Source organism: Lactococcus petauri (genome assembly GCF_002154895.1).
Classification (GTDB): Bacteria; Bacillota; Bacilli; order Lactobacillales; family Streptococcaceae; genus Lactococcus; species Lactococcus petauri.
Map to the genome: position 1 here is coordinate 350,596 of NZ_MUIZ01000001.1, position 17,582 is coordinate 368,177.

The 17,582-nt window shown below is 39.5% G+C and carries 20 protein-coding genes; 8 read left to right on the top strand and 12 right to left on the bottom strand.

Translation table 11 applies throughout. The features are described 5' to 3' along the window. Window positions 1-22 precede the first annotated feature (22 nt). Window positions 23-532, bottom strand: a complete 510-nt coding sequence (locus BZZ03_RS01840) for an SAG1386/EF1546 family surface-associated protein (RefSeq protein ID WP_004258888.1) — start codon at window positions 530-532, stop codon at window positions 23-25. Window positions 533-577: 45 nt separating this feature from the next. Here BZZ03_RS01840 and BZZ03_RS01845 point away from each other — a divergent pair, with 45 nt between their 5' ends. The 5 genes from BZZ03_RS01845 to BZZ03_RS01865 all read left to right on the top strand — a co-directional run bounded on the left by BZZ03_RS01845 (window position 578) and on the right by BZZ03_RS01865 (window position 4,463). Next, window positions 578-781, top strand: coding sequence for a ferredoxin (locus BZZ03_RS01845; protein WP_017368924.1), 204 nt, complete (start codon window positions 578-580; stop codon window positions 779-781). 252 nt (window positions 782-1,033) lie between these two features. Then, the gene (locus tag BZZ03_RS01850) at window positions 1,034-2,023 is read left to right on the top strand and encodes a mannose/fructose/sorbose PTS transporter subunit IIB (protein WP_086582241.1); all 990 of its coding nucleotides are present in this window, start codon (window positions 1,034-1,036) and stop codon (window positions 2,021-2,023) included. A gap of 30 nt (window positions 2,024-2,053) precedes the next feature. Then, window positions 2,054-2,857 carry a mannose/fructose/sorbose family PTS transporter subunit IIC gene (locus tag BZZ03_RS01855; protein ID WP_003134975.1) on the top strand — a complete coding sequence of 268 codons (804 nt, stop codon included), beginning with the start codon at window positions 2,054-2,056 and terminating at the stop codon, window positions 2,855-2,857. A gap of 22 nt (window positions 2,858-2,879) precedes the next feature. Continuing rightward, window positions 2,880-3,977 (top strand): PTS system mannose/fructose/sorbose family transporter subunit IID, encoded by a 1,098-nt coding sequence (locus BZZ03_RS01860; RefSeq protein WP_017368922.1) that lies wholly within the window; start codon window positions 2,880-2,882, stop codon window positions 3,975-3,977. A 105-nt stretch (window positions 3,978-4,082) separates the two neighbouring features. Beyond that, on the top strand, window positions 4,083-4,463 hold the full coding sequence (locus BZZ03_RS01865) for a DUF956 family protein (protein WP_004258908.1): 381 nt from the start codon (window positions 4,083-4,085) through the stop codon (window positions 4,461-4,463). Between the two features lie 71 nt (window positions 4,464-4,534). On the opposite strand, the gene BZZ03_RS01870 is transcribed toward BZZ03_RS01865, so the two are convergent. Then, complete coding sequence (locus tag BZZ03_RS01870; protein ID WP_061413514.1) at window positions 4,535-5,212, bottom strand: YitT family protein; 678 nt, start codon at window positions 5,210-5,212, stop codon at window positions 4,535-4,537. 341 nt (window positions 5,213-5,553) lie between these two features. On the opposite strand from BZZ03_RS01870, the gene serS reads away from it, so the two are divergent. Further along, window positions 5,554-6,825, top strand: a complete 1,272-nt coding sequence (gene serS, locus BZZ03_RS01875) for a serine--tRNA ligase (RefSeq protein ID WP_061413516.1) — start codon at window positions 5,554-5,556, stop codon at window positions 6,823-6,825. A gap of 33 nt (window positions 6,826-6,858) precedes the next feature. On the opposite strand, the gene phoU is transcribed toward serS, so the two are convergent. The 9 genes from phoU to BZZ03_RS01920 all read right to left on the bottom strand — a co-directional run bounded on the left by phoU (window position 6,859) and on the right by BZZ03_RS01920 (window position 15,119). Next, complete coding sequence (gene phoU / locus BZZ03_RS01880) at window positions 6,859-7,512, bottom strand: phosphate signaling complex protein PhoU (RefSeq protein ID WP_003134981.1); 654 nt, start codon at window positions 7,510-7,512, stop codon at window positions 6,859-6,861. Between the two features lie 55 nt (window positions 7,513-7,567). Beyond that, window positions 7,568-8,329, bottom strand: a complete 762-nt coding sequence (pstB, locus tag BZZ03_RS01885) for a phosphate ABC transporter ATP-binding protein PstB (RefSeq protein WP_004258923.1) — start codon at window positions 8,327-8,329, stop codon at window positions 7,568-7,570. Between the two features lie 13 nt (window positions 8,330-8,342). Next, complete coding sequence (gene pstB / locus BZZ03_RS01890; RefSeq protein WP_014024392.1) at window positions 8,343-9,146, bottom strand: phosphate ABC transporter ATP-binding protein PstB; 804 nt, start codon at window positions 9,144-9,146, stop codon at window positions 8,343-8,345. Between the two features lie 18 nt (window positions 9,147-9,164). Then, the gene (gene pstA / locus BZZ03_RS01895) at window positions 9,165-10,052 is read right to left on the bottom strand and encodes a phosphate ABC transporter permease PstA (RefSeq protein ID WP_014024391.1); all 888 of its coding nucleotides are present in this window, start codon (window positions 10,050-10,052) and stop codon (window positions 9,165-9,167) included. Beyond that, window positions 10,052-10,975 (bottom strand): phosphate ABC transporter permease subunit PstC, encoded by a 924-nt coding sequence (gene pstC / locus BZZ03_RS01900; RefSeq protein WP_004258934.1) that lies wholly within the window; start codon window positions 10,973-10,975, stop codon window positions 10,052-10,054. Before pstC ends, pstA begins: the two co-directional genes overlap by 1 nt. 14 nt (window positions 10,976-10,989) lie before the next feature. Next, entirely contained in the window at window positions 10,990-11,841 is an 852-nt protein-coding gene (locus tag BZZ03_RS01905) for a phosphate ABC transporter substrate-binding protein (protein ID WP_061413517.1), read from the bottom strand. A gap of 236 nt (window positions 11,842-12,077) precedes the next feature. Continuing rightward, window positions 12,078-12,971: a PstS family phosphate ABC transporter substrate-binding protein gene (locus BZZ03_RS01910; RefSeq protein ID WP_086582243.1), complete on the bottom strand. Its 894-nt coding sequence runs from the start codon at window positions 12,969-12,971 to the stop codon at window positions 12,078-12,080. A gap of 179 nt (window positions 12,972-13,150) precedes the next feature. Further along, a complete protein-coding gene (gene smpB / locus BZZ03_RS01915) occupies window positions 13,151-13,618 on the bottom strand; it encodes an SsrA-binding protein SmpB (protein WP_086582244.1) in 468 nt (155 codons plus the stop codon). Between the two features lie 67 nt (window positions 13,619-13,685). Beyond that, window positions 13,686-15,119 carry a 6-phospho-beta-glucosidase gene (locus BZZ03_RS01920; RefSeq protein WP_086582246.1) on the bottom strand — a complete coding sequence of 478 codons (1,434 nt, stop codon included), beginning with the start codon at window positions 15,117-15,119 and terminating at the stop codon, window positions 13,686-13,688. A 303-nt stretch (window positions 15,120-15,422) separates the two neighbouring features. Here BZZ03_RS01920 and BZZ03_RS01925 point away from each other — a divergent pair, with 303 nt between their 5' ends. Together BZZ03_RS01925 and BZZ03_RS01930 are read left to right on the top strand one after the other, a co-directional pair. Beyond that, window positions 15,423-15,980 carry a histidine phosphatase family protein gene (locus tag BZZ03_RS01925; RefSeq protein WP_061413523.1) on the top strand — a complete coding sequence of 186 codons (558 nt, stop codon included), beginning with the start codon at window positions 15,423-15,425 and terminating at the stop codon, window positions 15,978-15,980. A 69-nt stretch (window positions 15,981-16,049) separates the two neighbouring features. After that, window positions 16,050-16,760 (top strand): MIP/aquaporin family protein, encoded by a 711-nt coding sequence (locus tag BZZ03_RS01930; RefSeq protein WP_086582247.1) that lies wholly within the window; start codon window positions 16,050-16,052, stop codon window positions 16,758-16,760. A gap of 17 nt (window positions 16,761-16,777) precedes the next feature. On the opposite strand, the gene BZZ03_RS01935 is transcribed toward BZZ03_RS01930, so the two are convergent. Further along, window positions 16,778-17,569, bottom strand: a complete 792-nt coding sequence (locus BZZ03_RS01935; protein WP_061413525.1) for a MurR/RpiR family transcriptional regulator — start codon at window positions 17,567-17,569, stop codon at window positions 16,778-16,780. Window positions 17,570-17,582: the final 13 nt, after the last annotated feature.

Genomic DNA, 17,582 nt, shown 5'->3' on the forward strand with positions numbered 1-17,582 from the left:
TCCTATATATGAATACTTTTTATTATTTTAATTTTAATACTTGCCCAGGTGATATTGGTGAACCATCGGCATTGTATCCTGTTGCTGAGATATTATTAAGGCTGGCAATTACAGACCATGCAACGCCTGTCTTCGCTGATATCTTACTTGGATCGTCTCCAGCTACAATAACATAAGTTCCACCCTCTTCAGTGGAAGATTCTTCAGTGGTTGGCGGTGGAGCTACAGTACTTTCTTCTGGTTTCACTTCTTCAGTAGTCTGTTCTGTTTGTTGCTCCGTGGTTTGCTCTACAGTTTTTTCTGGATTTTCCTGAGCAAATCCACCGCTATGTTGCGTTTGATTATTCCAAAGAATAAAGGCAATCATGAAACCAACCAGTAAAAACATCGTCACGACAGTAAAGGTTAAAGCACGTGAAGTTAATGACTTGTTATTGTGTTTTTTTCTTGGCTTGCTGCCCGAACGACTTTTTTCGGAATCTGCTTTCATGGCCTTATAGATTTCTTTATCCCACGGTTCTTTTTCTGCCACATCTTTTTCCTTTCCTTTTTTATTTTTTTATATTATCATCATTGTATGAAAGTAAACATAATACCAGAAAATTGTATTGCATGCGGCCTTTGTTATTTACATGCTCCAGATGTCTTCGATTACCATGATAACGGTATCGTTAAATTTAATAATTCCGATAAACTGGAAAAAGAATATATTTCTGATGATAAAATAATAAGTGCAGCCAAGGCTTGCCCAACAGCTGCGATAAAGATTACCAAATCTTAAAACCTTAAACTCTGATATTTATTTTACCATAAAATTACTTCTTTATCTAACTATTTCGTGATTTTTAATTAGGTATTTTCATTATATATACAGCTTGTTTTTGATTGACAAGTTGTTTTTATTTTCGCTATTTAAATTAAAAAATCAGATTTATGAAACCAGTTTCACAAATTTTTGCAAATGTTTTCAATTTGTAGTATACTAGGACAGTAATAATTATATTATATAAAAATTTATAAGGAGGTTACTCAATTGAGTATCGGAATTGTTATTGCGAGCCACGGTGAATTCGCTGCGGGCATCAAGCAATCTGGTTCAATGATCTTCGGTGAGCAAGAGAAAGTACAAGCTGTTACTTTCATGCCTAACGAAGGACCAGACGACTTACGCGCCAAAATCGAAGCCGCTATCGCAACATTTGATGCTGAAGATGAAGTCCTTGTCCTTGCTGACTTGTGGAGCGGTTCTCCATTTAACCAAGCAAGTGCTGTTATGGGTGCCAATCCAGAACGCAAGGTAGCTATCATCACAGGCCTCAACTTGCCAATGCTTATTCAAGCCTACACAGAACGTATGATGGATGCTTCTGCTGGTGTTGAACAAGTTGCTGCAAACATTATTAAGGAAGCTAAAGCTGGTATCAAAGCATTGCCAGAAGAGCTTAATCCTACTGAAGAAAGCGCTACACCAGCTGAAGCTGGCGTAAACGCTGCCGCTATCCCAGAAGGTACTGTTGTTGGTGATGGTAAGATTAAAATTAATCTTGCACGTATCGACTCACGTCTTCTCCACGGTCAAGTTGCTACTGCTTGGACTCCAGATTCAAAAGCAAACCGTATCATCGTTGTTTCTGACGCTGTTGCCAAAGATGAGATGCGTAAAACACTTATCACACAAGCTGCACCTCCAGGTGTTAAAGCCAACGTTGTCCCTATCAAGAAAATGATTGAAGTTGCTAAAGATCCACGTTTTGGTGAAACTAAAGCTCTTCTCTTGTTTGAAACTCCTCAAGACGCACTTGCTGCTATTGAAGGTGGCGTACCTGTAGAAACACTTAACGTGGGTTCTATGGCACACAGTACAGGTAAAACAATGCTTAACTCAGTATTGTCTGTAAACAAAGATGATGTTGCCGCTTTTGAAAAGTTACGTGATCTCGGCGTTAAATTTGACGTTCGTAAAGTCCCTAACGATTCTAAATCTGACTTGTTTGCTTTGATTAACAAAGCAGACGTTAAGTAAAATTAAATATTATTAGGAGAAATTTATAAAATGAGTATTATTTCAATCATTTTAGTTCTTATCTTCGCGTTCTTAGCTGGACTTGAAGGTATCTTGGACCAATGGCAATTTCACCAACCAATTATCGCCTGCTCATTGATCGGTATCGCTACTGGTCACATGGCTGCAGGGATCATCTTGGGTGGTTCATTGCAAATGATCGCCCTTGGTTGGGCTAACGTTGGTGCCGCTGTCGCACCTGACGCTGCACTTGCTTCTGTCGCTTCTGCTATCTTGATGGTTCAAGGTGGTAACTTTGACTTGACACACATCACTGGTGTTATCGTACCTGCCGCTATCTTGTTGGCAACTGCTGGTCTCGTACTTACTACATTGGTTCGTTTCCTTTCAGTTGGTATCGTTCACTTAGCTGATGCTGCTGCTGAAAAAGGTTCTTACTCAGGTGTTGCTGGTTGGCACATGTTCGCACTCCTTCTTCAAGGTTTGCGTATTGCTATCCCTGCTGCAATCATCCTTGCTATCCCTGCTGAAACAGTAACTGCTGCCTTGAACTCAATTCCTGATTGGGTTTCTAAAGGTCTTGCTGTTGGTGGTGGTATGGTTGTTGTTGTTGGTTACGCAATGGTTATCAACCTCATGGCAACTAAAGAGCTATGGCCATTCTTCTTCCTCGGATTTGTACTCGCACCACTTTCTTCAATCACTTTGATTGGTATGGGTATCCTTGGTGTTGTTATCGCTCTTATCTACCTCAATCTTTCTAATACTGCTGGTAACGGTGGAACTGCTTCTTCAAGTGGTGACCCAATCGGCGATATTCTCAACGATTATTAATTAGGAAGGAGATTTTATAAAAATGGAAAATACAAATAAAAAGTTTAGCCTTTCTAAAAACACACGCTTGAGCGTTATGTTCCGTTCAATGTTCCTTCAAGGTTCTTGGAACTACGAACGTATGCAAAACCTTGGTTTCCTCTATTCAATCATCCCTGCATTGAAACAGTTCTACAAACCAGGTTCTGAAGAAGCTAAAGAAGCTTTGAAACGCCACATGGAGTTCTTCAATACTCACCCATATGTAGCCGCACCTATCGTCGGTGTTACATTGGCCCTTGAAGAAGAAATCGCTAACGGTGTTGAAATCGATGAAGCAGCTATCCAAGGTGTGAAAGTCGGTATGATGGGACCTCTCGCTGGTATCGGTGACCCAGTCTTCTGGTTCACAGTACGTCCTATCGTTGGTGCCATCGCTGCCTCACTTGCAACTGGTGGTTCTATTATCGCTCCAATCTTCTTCTTCGTTGTTTGGAATGCAATCCGTATCGCTTTCTTGTGGTATACACAAGAGTTTGGTTACAAACAAGGTACTGCAATTACAAGCGACCTCGGTGGAGGAATGCTTCAACAAATTACTAAAGGTGCATCTATCCTTGGTATGTTCATCCTTGGTGTATTGATCCAACGTTGGGTTAACATCAGCTTCACTGGTCCTAACGCTATGCTCCCATCTAAACCTTTGGCAGATGGTGCTTACGTTGGTGAATGGATCGACAAAGCAGGTAAAGTCGTTGTTCAAGGTGCCCAAACAGGTACTACAGGCGACGGTGTTGCTAAGTTTGATTGGTTAGACCAAGCAGGTAACGTTGTTGGTAACGGTGTTGCTGGTCAAGACGGTTTCGCACATTACGTAACTGTTGATCAACTTAACACAGTTGACGGTTCTACATTGCACAACATCTTAGGTCAAGTATCATCTGGTCTTGGCTTGAGCCCAGAACAAACACAATCACTTCAAGACGTGTTCAATTCATTAATTCCTGGATTTATCGCATTGCTCTTGACTTTCCTTGTGCTTTGGATCTTGCGCAAATGGAAAAACAAAAATGCACCATTGTTCATCATCATTGGTATGTTCGTTCTTGGTATCGTACTTCACGTTGCAGGTCTTGCTTAATAAGATTTTAAAACAAGAACAAAATCGTCGTGTACTCGCGGCGATTTTTTATTAAGATTATTTTTGCTATAATAAATATATTATAATATCGTTAGGAGCACTAAATTGGCACAATCACTGAATACTAAAGTCGACTTTACCACTGCTGGTATTGCTTATCTTGGCTTTGCTGAATATGGTAAAATTATGATTGGAGACCGAGCTTTCGAGTTTTTCAATGATACTAATGTTGAAAAGAACATGCAATTCCCTTGGGCCTCTATTAAACGTGTGGAAGGTGATGTTTCTGTTTCCAAAAACGGAAAAGTAAAAATTGGACGTCAGTTTATCATCGTCTTTCGTAATGAGCAAAAAGTTCGTTTTGCTGCCAAAGAGTCTGGAACTGTCTTAAAATACATCCGACAATATATTGGAAATGAAAAAGTCGTCCGTCAAAAAGGATTCTTTGATAAATTCTTTAGCCTCTTCCGCCGTAAAAAGAAATAAGAAATAGCCTCCATCGGGGGGCTATTTTTTATAAAAAAAAACATACTGCACATGCACCATGATTTTCTAGATTAAGTATCTGTTCCGTTTCGTTCACGTCTAAATAAATTAAAATATAGACGATCTAAAATCTTGTCACGGTAGTCCTTTCGTCCAATAAAGCGTGTGACTTTACTGAAAATATAACATGACAAGAGAGTGACAGCAAAGTTTGGAAAGGCCAGATAAGTCGCTAAAGATAGTGCCATAACGACGATATCAATCCCAAACAAGACACGGTCAATCGTAAATTGCCAGCGATCTTCCATAATTCGACTCAAGAGGATTGAACCGCCAAAAGTCCCGTTGGACACTACAACAAGTCCTGCACCTATTCCTGATAAAATACCGTCAGAAATACCAGCGAAAATAATTTGATTAAATTGAAAACCGTTAATTCCCATTGCCTCATAAGCCAGCATCCATAAACTCATCGCAGCTGCACCAGGAACACTCAGCAAAAGCTCTCTTCGGCTCAACAATTTCCACCCAAAGAGAAACAAGGGAATATTTACTACAAAGAAAGTCAGTGCTGGGTTGATTCCAAAAACAAAATCAACAAATACTGAAAAACCTGCAATCCCATTACTTGCTAAGTAATTAGGAATAACAAAAAGTCTTACCGATAAAATATAAAAACCCACTCCTACAATAAGAACAATTAAATCTTTTATAAACTGCTTATCTATCTTTACTCCAATGATCGACATAGGACCCCCTTTATTCTATAATACCATTTAGGAATTTAAAGAACTAATGATTTATGAGGCGCTTGCAAAGTTTTAAATTTTCTGATAGAATAACATTAGAAGTCAGTTTTGAGACTATCTTTTTCAAGAGAGCTTGTGGGTGGTGAAAACAAGTAAAGATTCTTTAAACATTCTGCTTCTTGTTTAATTTTATCCTATGAAAATAGGAACGTGTTTCTCGCGATAAGGGAACTAAAGTCCTATCCTTATGATAGGAAATTTAGGTGGAACCGTGCTTATAGCGCCCTAATTCTTCTTTCAGGAGAATTAGGGCTTTTTATTTTATATTAAAAGGAGATTTTATGCTTGATATCAAAAAAATCCGTGCAGACTTTGACGGAGTAGCCGCAAAATTGGAAACACGTGGTGTTAAAAAAGAAACACTGCAAGAACTCCATGAACTTGATGTACGCCGTCGTGAACTAATCGTACAATCTGAGAACTTAAAAAAAGAACGTAATGCCGTATCTGATGAAATCGCGTTGGTTAAACGTGAAAAAGGCGATGCATCTGAAAAAATCACTGCCATGAAACAAGTTTCTGCTGATATTAAAGTTATTGATGCTGAACTTGCTGATATTGAAGAAAAGTTGACCACTTACACAACAACGCTTCCCAACTTGCCACATGATGATGTGCCTGTAGGTGCTGATGAAGATGATAATGTTGAAATTCGTCGTCATGGTCAAACGCCTGAATTCAGCTTTGAACCCAAACCTCATTGGGACTTAGGTGAGTCTCTTGGTATCCTTGATTGGGAACGTGGCGGTAAAGTTACAGGTTCTCGTTTCCTCTTTTATAAAGGCGCTGGTGCGCGTTTAGAGCGCGCCTTGTATAACTTTATGTTGGACGAACATGCTAAAGAAGGTTATACTGAAATGATTACGCCTTATATGGTCAATCAAGATTCTATGTTCGGTACAGGTCAATATCCAAAATTCAAAGAAGATACTTTTGAAGTAAATGATGACCGTGGTTTTGTGCTCATTCCTACTGCTGAAGTACCTTTGACCAACTACTACCGTGGTGAAATCTTGGATAATGCTGAACTCCCAATCTACTTCACAGCAATGTCTCCTTCATTCCGTTCTGAAGCTGGTTCAGCTGGCCGTGATACACGGGGCTTGATTCGTTTGCATCAATTCCATAAAGTTGAGATGGTCAAATTTGCACGCCCTGAGGAATCTTACAATGAACTAGAAAAAATGGTTGTCAATGCCGAAAACATTCTCCAAAAACTCGGTTTAGCTTATCGTGTAATCGCACTTTCTACAGGCGATATGGGCTTCTCTGCCGCTAAAACTTATGACTTGGAAGTTTGGATCCCTGCCCAAAATACTTACCGTGAAATTTCAAGTTGTTCAAACTGTGAAGATTTCCAAGCTCGTCGCGCCCAAATCCGCTATCGTGATGAAGACGGCAAAGTTAACCTGCTTCACACTTTAAATGGTTCTGGACTTGCTGTTGGCCGTACAGTTGCTGCAATCCTTGAAAACTATCAAAACGAAGACGGCTCAGTAACTGTCCCTGAAGTTCTTCGTCCATACATGGGTGGTTTAGAAGTTATTAAATAAAACAAAAAAACTTGCAAATGCAAGTTTTTTATTTTACAACTCAACGATATTCCCAGATTTCAAGTAAACGATCCATTCACAAAGGTTAACCGCATACCCGGTAATGCGTTCCAAGAATACAAGAGTCATCAAGTAATCTTTACCTGTCGTGATTGTTTCTGTATTTTCTTTCATTGCTTCCAAGATTTTTTCTTGGATTTCACCGCTCATATTTTTAACCGTTTGGTATTGATCTGCGATTTCACGCGCACGTTTATCATTGCCTTGAATATAAGCATTCAATGAAGCATCAACGACTGATTTCACTTTTTCACCTAACAGGGAAATGTCTTCTTCGACTTCATGGATACGCTCTTCACCTTTAAGGTTGATTGCCGCCTTAGCGATTGAAGTTACATGATCGCCCATACGTTCCAAGTCACTTGAGGCTTTAAGCACTGTGATAATCGTACGTAAGTCTCCTGACACTGGTTGTTGTAAAGCAATCATTTCCAGTGATTTTGTTTCTAATTTTGTTTCCAATTGGTTAATCATTTCATCACTTGTAATGACATCTTCTGCCAACTCACGATCATGACTCACAAAGGCACGAACTGCTTTATTCAATTGTGCAGATACTTGTGTTCCCATTGAATAAAATTGGTTGTGAAGTTTATTGAGTTCTTCTTCGAATTGTGTACGTAACATTTTTTCTCCTCTTAACTAAGCTCAGAGCAATAGGTGCTCCTTACATCATACCATATTATCCAAACTTACCAGCAATATAATCTTCTGTTTCCTGTTTTTCAGGGTTAAGGAAGATTTTTTTCGTATTGTCCATTTCAACCAAGTCACCATTAAGCATGAAGGCAGTACGATCAGAGATACGTGAAGCCTGTTGCATGCTGTGCGTAACAATAGCCAAAGTATAATCTTCTTTAAGTTCTAAAAGTGTCTCTTCTACATGCCCTGCCGAAATTGGATCTAGAGCTGACGTTGGTTCATCAAGCAAGATGATTTTAGGATTGACAGCAAGCACACGTGCGATACACACACGTTGTTGTTGTCCGCCAGATAACCCAAGCGCTGAAGTATGAAGAATATCTTTTACTTCATCCCAAATATTTGCAGCCTTAAGTGAATTTTCAACGACCTCATCGAGCAAAGCTTTGTCTTTTACACCTTTGAGACGCAAACCATAAACAACATTTTCATAAATCGAAAATGGAAAAGGATTTGGTTGCTGAAAGACCATGCCGATTTCTTTACGAAGATCTACGGTATCCACTTTTGGACTGTAGATGTTATGTCCTTTGTACATAATTGCGCCCGTAATTGTTACTGTTGGAATTAAATCGTTCATGCGGTTAATTGAACGCAAAAGCGTTGATTTTCCACATCCAGAAGGGCCAATAAGTGCTGTAATCTCATTAGGATAGAATTCCATATTGATTTGATTGAGCGCTTTTTTCTTACTATAATACAGCGAAAGGTCGCTGACTGTTAAAATTGCTTCTTTTGTCATATTGTCCTCTCGATTATCCAAAGTGTCCTGAAACATAATCTTCTGTCGCTTTAAGATTTGGCTGTGTGAAGATTTTGCTTGTCTCATCGTATTCAATTAAGTCGCCTGAATAGAAGAATGCTGTATAGTCAGAAACACGACTGGCTTGTTGCATGTTGTGCGTAACGATAATGATCGTATAGTCTTTCTTAAGTTCGGTCATTGTTTCTTCAATTTGCATTGTAGAGATAGGATCCAAAGCTGAAGCTGGCTCATCCATTAAGATAATTTCCGGTTTAACCGAAAGGGCACGTGCAATACATAAACGCTGTGCTTGACCACCAGAAAGGGCCAAGGCTGACTTGTTCAAGTTGTCCTTGACTTGCTCCCATAAAGCTGCTTGCTTAAGCGATGTTTCCACGATTTCATCTAATTTTTTCTTATCTTTTATGCCTTCACGACGGTGGATAAAAGCGATATTTTCATAGATTGATTTTGGGAAAGGATTTGGTCTTTGGAAAACCATACCGATTTGCTTACGGACTTCGTAAACATTGACTTTAGGGTCACTGATATTGACACCTTCATACATGATTTCACCTGTAACTCGTGCACCATCAATCGTATCATTCATACGGTTAAGCGCGCGGAGATAAGTTGATTTACCAGAACCTGAAGGGCCAATTAAAGCCGTCACTTGATTTTTAGGAAATTGCATAGAGACACCATGAATTGCTTCTTTTGTGCCATTATAGAAAACCCGCAAATCGTTTGTTGAAAGAGCGATATTTTTGTCGAAAGTCAAAATGTGACGTTCGTTCCAATCATAAGTTGCCATATTTTTCTATATTCCTTACTAATTTCCAGATGTGAGTTTCTTGTGGAGGCGATTTCCGAGGAAACGTGCCCCAAGGTTGAACAGCAATACAAAGATAATCAGTACTGCAGAAGCTCCTGCAGAAATCTGAGTTGCTGTTGCGATTGTTCCTTCAGTGTTCAAAGCCCAAATATGTACGGCCAATGTTTCAGCAGGACGGAAGAGTGACAACGGGCTTGTCAATGACATAGGATTCCAGTTGGCCCAGTTGATTGGCAAGTTAGTTTGACCCGCAGTATAAATCAAAGCTGCCGCTTCACCGAATACACGTCCTGAAGATAAGATAACCCCTGTTAAAATCCCCGGTACTGCTGCTGGTAAAATGACTTTAGTGGCTGTTTCCCATTTTGATAAACCGAGAGCCAAGCCACCTTCACGTTGCATTGTCGGAATGGCACGAAGTGATTCCTCAACATTACGTGTCATCAAAGGTAGGTTGAAGACTGTAAGAGCAAGGGCACCGGATAAGACAGAGAAACCAAGGCCAAACTGAATAACGAAGAGCAACATACCGAAGAGACCCACAACGATTGAAGGAAGTGATGACAATACCTCAATTGCTGAGCGAACTGCACCAGTCAACCAATGTTTTTGATTGGCGTATTCTGAAAGGTAAATTCCCGCACCCAATGAAAGTGGAATTGAGATAATTAAAGTCACAACTAATAAGTAAACTGAGTTAAAAAGTTGAATAGCGATACCGCCACCAGTCAATGGATTTGAAGGTGTTGTTAAGAATTCCCAAGATACAAAAGGTAAACCTTTAACTAAAATATAAATCAAGAGAAAAGCGAGTATTGCAACAATGATACCTGAAAGTGCATAGAGCACGCCAGTGGCAATTTTATCTGTGCGTTTTGCATTCATTATTTAAGGCTCCCTTTCTTAGCGATAGCACGCATCGCAATATTAAATACCAATGACATAAGGAGAAGGAGGAGGCCAAGTGACCAAAGGGCATTCAATTGAATACCTGGTGTAGCATTTGGAATACCTGATGTCAAAATTGAAGTTAGAGTTGAAGCCGGAGAAACCAAATCTTGTGGCATTGTTACGGCATTACCAACAACCATTTGGATGGCCAAGGCTTCACCAAAGGCACGCGCCATACCAAAGATTACTGCAGTTAAAATCCCAGGTGCTGCGGCACGCAGTAAGACACGCCAAATAGTTTGCCAACGTGTTGCCCCTAAACCAAGGGAAGCTTCACGATAATGAGGTGGGATGGCTTTAAGCGCATCGACAGTCATTGAAGTAACTGTTGGTAAAATCATAACAAAGAGTACGAACACCCCCGCAAGCAAACCAAGGCCTGTTCCACCAAAAGTGTTACGGATAATAGGTACAACAACAGTCAAACCGATAAATCCATAAACAACTGAAGGGATACCTACCAAAAGTTCAATAACCGGTTGCAAAATTTTCGCACCATATTTTGGCGAAATTTCTGTCATATAGATTCCTGCTCCGATGGCAAAAGGAGTTGCCACCAAAGCTGAAAGCACAGTAACGATTAAAGAGCCCGCAAACATTGGTAAAGCACCAACTGCAGGTTTCCCGTCAGGGCCGATTGCTCCAGGCTCCCAATGTGTTCCAAAGAGGAAACGGAACGGATTCACACCATCCACAAAAAAAGTTGAAAGACCTTTTTGAGCGACAAAGACCAGAATAAGTCCAACGACAAAAACGATAATTGCGATACACAAGAATGTCAATGTCCTACCAAATTTTTCCAAGCGCGAATCTTTTGAGCTTGAAAGTAATTTTTCTTTAATTTTTGAGTTTTCCATAACTACCTTACTAATTATTTAATTGGTGTAACTTTACCTTTATAATCACGATCGACTTTCATCTCCGTTACTGGGATATAGCCGAGTTTTCTCAGCGTTACTTTGTCATTTTTGACATAGCTGATAAAGCGATTTTCTACAAAGTTCTCATTTTTATTGTTGGTATACATATGTTCGTAAGACCAAATTTTCCACTTGTTGGTTGTTACATTTTTATCTGTAGGTTCAACCCCGTCTAAGTTCAATGGTTTAATCCCTGGTTTATGGATATAAGGGAACGAAACGTAAGAGATTGCACCTGGTGTTTGACCAACCAATTGTACAACCGAACCTGAAGCATCTTGTGTAGGTCCATCAATTTCACGCGCACCATTCAAGGCAAGGTTATCAAAATTAACACGTGTTCCTGAACCTGCCGTCCGTCCGATAACCGTAATTTCCTGATCTGGACCGCCAACTTCTTTCCAGTTTTTTACTTTTCCGGTGAAAATATCAATAAGTTGATCTTGAGTGACATTGGATAAATCCAAATTTCGATTCACGATTGGTGCAAAGCCAACGACTGCAACCTTATTTCCTGTGATTTTAGAAGCATCAATTCCTGATTTTTCTTCCGCAAAGATATCTGAGTTACCAATTTGGAAAGAACCTGCGACCACTTGTGCAAGTCCAACACCTGAGCCTCCACCTTGAACCATAATAATATCTTCTGGATATTTCTTCATATAGTCCAAGGAAACTTGTTCAACCAGTGGTTTCATTGCCGTTGAGCCACCTACTGTGACTTGATTTGAGTTGGGCGCACATGCCGCTAAAGTCACAAGACTCATTGCTGCAAATAAAGCCATTAAAATTTTCTTTTTCATATCCTTATTTTAGCATAAATCAACCATAAATAAGCAAAAGCTTACCGCTTACAATGTAAACAGTTTGTAAATGGAACGGCAAAGAGAGCACCTGAGACACGGCTCAAGTACTCTTGCTCTTTGCATCATCATTAAGAACAAGGATTTTCTAAAAGAATGAGGTTTTGTAAAGTAAAACCAAAGGTATGAAAAGAAAATTTTAATGCTTTACTCTGCTCACTCTTATTTCTTATTTCTTATTTATTTGTGATTTTTCCTTGAGCGTCACGTTCAACTTTCATATCAGAAACCGGGATATAGCCAAGTTCCTTGATTGTTTTTGTATCTTCAGTCACGTATTTGATAAAATCTGTTTCGGCTGCTGTTTCTTTTTCTTTATTAGTATACATGTGTTCGTATGACCAAACTTTGTAGCTATTATCTGCAACATTTTCATCTGTTGGTTTTACATTATCAATACTGACTGCTTTGATATCTTTACTCTTGTCAAGGTAAGAAAAAGCAACGTAGGAGATTGCACCTGGTGTTTGAGAGACCATAGTTACCGCCGTACCTGAGGCATCTTGCGTTGGACCCTCTACTTCTTTTTCGCCACCAAGAGCTAAATTATCAAAGTTCACACGTGTACCTGAACCTGCTGCACGCCCAATTACTGTGATTTTTTCATCCGGACCTCCAACTTCCTTCCAGTTCTTCACTTTACCTGTGAAGACATCTTTAAGTTGTTGTGTTGAGAGATTATCAATGTTAATATCTTTATTTACAATTGGAGCAAAACCAACGACAGCTACTTTATGGTCGTTCAATTTAGAAGCATCAATTCCTGATTTTTCTTCTGCAAAGATGTCAGAGTTGCCGATTTGGAAGGTTCCTGTTGAGACCTGAGTCAAACCTACACCGGATCCACCACCTTGTACAGTGATTTGAACTTCTGGTTTTTTAGCTGTGTACTCAGTTGAAGCTTGTTGTGCCATAGGTTGCAAGGCTGTTGAACCTCCAGCGATGATTTTACCTGAAGCTGGCGTTGAGCTTCCTGAGCTGCTATTAGACGATGAATTGCTATTCCCACAAGCTGCAAGCGTCAACAGAGCTGCACCAGCGATAATTCCAGAAAGTAACTTTTTATTCATGAGATTTTCTCCAATAATTTTCTATGTTCTCCGTAAGCTCTTTCGCTTACAATACTATCTTAACACTGATAACAGCTCCAAATTGTAAATGCTTGGTAAATACTAGGTAAACGCTAAGTAAACGGTTTTACTTTTTATTATTGCTACAAAAAAAGCAAGAAACAATTGTCTCTTACTTTTTAGCGATTGTAGGCCTTGATTTGACGAGCAATATCACGATTTTGCTCTTTACGTTTGAGTGTTTCACGCTTGTCGTACTGTTTTTTTCCTCGCGCGAGCCCCATTAAAACCTTAGCAAAGCCGTTTTTAAGATAAACCTTTAATGGGATGAAAGTAATACCTGTTCCGGTCAACTCCTTCTCAATCTTCACGATTTCTTTTTTATGAAGTAAGAGTTTACGTGTACGAAGTTCATCCACATTAAAGATGTTTCCTTGCTCGAAAGGTGCAATATGAACATTTGAAAGCCAAACTTCACCATCTCGTACCCGAGCAAAACCATCTTTAAGTTGAATTTTTGCCTGACGAACCGATTTGATTTCTGTTCCTGTTAGAACAATCCCTGCCTCAAACGTTTCAAAAATTTCATAATCATGCCGGGCCTTTTTATTTTGGGCCAGGGGCTTATCTACTGTATTTTTTACCATGCTTTTATTATAGCAAAAAAGTAGGGATGTTGCTTTTCTTTCAAAAGTTTAGCTTCAAATTTTTCGATTAGTCATTACTTAAATCTTGCCCATTTGAAGCAATCACTTTTTTATACCAGTCAAATGATTTCTTCGGTGTACGCTTTAGGGTTCCATTTCCCTGGTCATCACGATCAACATAGATAAAACCATAACGTTTAGACATCTCGCCTGTTCCTGCCGATACCAAGTCAATACAGCCCCATGAAGTATAGCCCAGAAGCTCGATTCCGTCCAACTCGACTGCTTTAATCATTTCTGAAATGTGTTCAGCCATATAAGCGATGCGATAATCATCTGCTACATAACCCGTTTCATCTGGTTTATCTATAGCTCCTAAACCATTTTCAACAATGAAAAGTGGTTTTTGGTAGCGATCGTAAAGTGTATTCATGGTTGTGCGTAGCCCCACAGGATCAATCTGCCAGCCCCATTCAGATGCTTTGAGATAAGGGTTTTTAACTGAGGCGAAGATATTACCTGAGGTTTCTTCATCCCCTTCTTCCTGAACTTTCGCAACGCGGCTTGAATAGTAAGAGAAGGATACAAAATCAACAGTATTCTGAGCAAGAAGTTCCTCATCACCTTCCAGTATAGGCAAAGTAAGGCCCTCACGTTCCAGCTGTTTCAAGAAATAATTTGGATATTTACCACGTGCTTGTACATCAATCAAGAAAAGATTCTCACGGTTTTTATCGAGCGCTTCACGAACATTTTCTGGTTTAGAATCCCAAGGATAGTAATCTCCAGCAGCTACCATACAGCCAATCTTATTTTCCGGATCTATTTGGTGGCCAATTTTTGTCGCCAAGGCTGAGGCAACAAGTTCATGGTGTGCTGCAGTAAAGAGGACTTGGTCACGATTCTCTCCTTCTTCAATATAAACACCTGCACCCATAAACGGAGCGTGCAAGAGCACATTGATTTCATTAAAGGTAAGCCAATATTTGACCAGACCTTTGTAGCGTGTAAAGAGGACAGTGACTAAGTTTTCATAAAAACCAACCAACTTACGATTACGCCAGCCCCCATATTCTGTTACCAAGTGCATTGGAATGTCAAAGTGCGTAATGGTCACTAAAGGCTCGATATCATACTTACGTAGCTCTTTAAAGACCTTTTCATAAAACATTAATCCTTCTTCGTTAGGTTGAGTTTCATCACCTTTTGGGAAAATCCGCGACCAAGCAATAGACATACGGAAAGTTTTAAATCCCATTTGAGCAAACAAGGCAATATCTTCTTGCCAGTGATTGTAAAAATCAATAGCTTCATGTCCAGGATAGAAAAGTCCTTCTTCTGGCTGCAAATGCTTTTCAAGTCCTAAAATAATAGCTTCACGGCGTGAGCCATGTGGGGCTAAATCCACATTGGCAAGTCCGCGACCACCTTGATCCCAGCCGCCTTCATATTGGTTGGCAGCTGTTGCACCGCCCCAGAGAAAATCTTTAGATAATGGCATTATATGCTCCTTTGTATAATTTAGATTATTGTAGATACATCATCGGAATGTATGCGTTATCAATATTTTCATTATAGCAAAAATTATCAGAGCAATCTGTCGGAAATATGGAAAGTCTGTTCCTATTTCTCGAAACAAAAGGCTAAAAAACAACCCATATTATTTTGTTAACTTCTCTTAAATATACATATCACGCTGTTCCAACCAATTCCTTAATAATACGAAAGAGTACCTGAGAGCGTTTGCTTCCATTTTTTGAAAAAGGTATAATAAATGCACAAATAAAAAACTGGAGAGCTCTTAATGAAAGAATTGTATTTAATGCGCCACGCTCAAACTCTATTTAATGTGCAAGGGCGCACGCAAGGTTGGAGTGATTCGCCACTGACACCAAAAGGAATCGATGATACGCTTAAGGCAGGAGAACGACTTCGAGCAAAACGACTTTGCTTTGATGCCTTCTACTCTTCCACACAAGAGCGGGCTTCTGACACTCTAGAATTGTTATTTCCCAATCAAGAATATAGCCGCCTGAAAGGTCTTAAAGAAATGAATTTTGGAGCCTATGAGGGGCATAGTGATTACTTGGAACCTATAGATAAAACGACATACTTCAAAAATTTTGGTGGTGAAAGCAGTCATCAGGTCTCTGAGCGGATGTACCAAAGTTTATCAGAATGTTTAAACAAGCACGATAAGGTTTTCGCCCTTTCTCACGGTGCAGCAATGCATTTTTTTACTCAGGAGAAGGTTTTTAACTTTGAGAGTCAACCTCCTGTGCCACTCGGTAACTTGGCTTGTCTTCATTTTACTTATGATGAAGGAATCTTTACCTTTATCGAATCAATCTCACTGTTATAAAAAGGCATCTTTCTCATCAAGCATAGCCGATGCCTTTTGAACTTTCTAGAAAATTTTAAGGATATAAAAATGATAAGTGAAGTTTTGGGAGAATTACTGGGAACAGCTATTCTGCTCTATCTCGGTGGTGCCGTTATCGCAGCAAATGTGCTCCGTAAGACAAAGTCAGAAGGTGCAGGATGGCTCGTGATTATTTTCGGCTGGGGCTTAGCCGTAATGTTTGCTTCTCTTGTAGTGGGTTTCTTTTCTCCTGCCTACCTCAATCCCGCTATTGTCTTTGCAATGGTTGTTCTCGAAGAAATTTCTTTAATTTCAGCTTTTCTTTTTATTATTGCGGAGTTTTTAGGCGCAATGCTAGGAGCCTTCTTGGTCTGGTTGCATTACTATCCTCATTGGGAACAAACAACAGATGCTGAAGCGATTTTTTCTGTTTTTGCAACAGCACCTGCCATTAAACATAGCTTATCTAACTTTTTTGCAGAAGCTATGGGGACAGCACTTCTTGTTCTGGCTGTATTAGCTGTGGGACAAAGCGAACTTCCTTCAGGAGTAAGTACTGGTTTTATCGCCGCTATTATCATGTCTTTAGGCCTATCTTTAGGTTCAACAACAGGCTTTGCCGTTAATCCTGCACGAGATTTAGGTCCTCGTCTTGTGCATACACTCTTACCACTTAAACATAAGGGGACTTCTGATTGGGCATATGCTTGGATTCCGGCAATTGCACCTCTTGTTGGCGCTGTTCTGGCCGCTTTATTATTCAAGCAACTGATTTATTAAACAAATAAAAAGCAACTTTAAACAAAGTTGCTTTTAAATGTGTCATCGATCAGTTTATTTTTCTTATTTTGACGTATTTCCTGTGTCTTATGCGCTAATTGTTCTAAAATAGCCATCACAGGAAGTTGTGTCGTTAAATTCCCCAATGCGTGTACCTTTGAACCCTCATGTGCCACATTATAGGGGATAGAAATATCGGCCATATTAGCCATTGTGTTATTTACTTCATTAGTGATTGCAATAACCTTAACGCCATCTCTTTTATAGGCAACAATCTGAGCAATAATAAAGTTGGTCTTCCCAGAAATAGAGAGTGCTACAACTGTCATTGTTTTGGCATTATTTGTCATTAGTGGTTGATAAGGATCAATGACTTCAAAAGCAGGTAATCCGGCATTATTAAAATATTTTGTGCCATAATCCGCTAAGGCACCTGAAGTTCCAACACCCATAAAAACCGTATACTCGGTTTCTTCTAGAAGCTTTGCAGCCTCACCAATAAGAGCAGTATATTCAGGACTCAATAAACGTTTAGTAAAGAGCTCAAAGGCAAGAAGATTATCATACTTTGGATCTTCTGCTTTCAGCGAAATTTGGTGTTTTTGTTTTTGCAAATAAGTCTTGAGTTCATTCCAGCCTGAAAAACCTAACTTATGTGTCATACGTACAATTGTCGTAGGCGAAGCATGGACAGTCGAAGCAAATTCACGAATAGTCATGTTCATGATAATTTCTGGTGCTTTAACAACTTCCTCAAAAATTTTACTTTCCAAATCATTGAGCGCATTAAGCTTATTATCTTCAAGCATCTTTTTCTCTCCT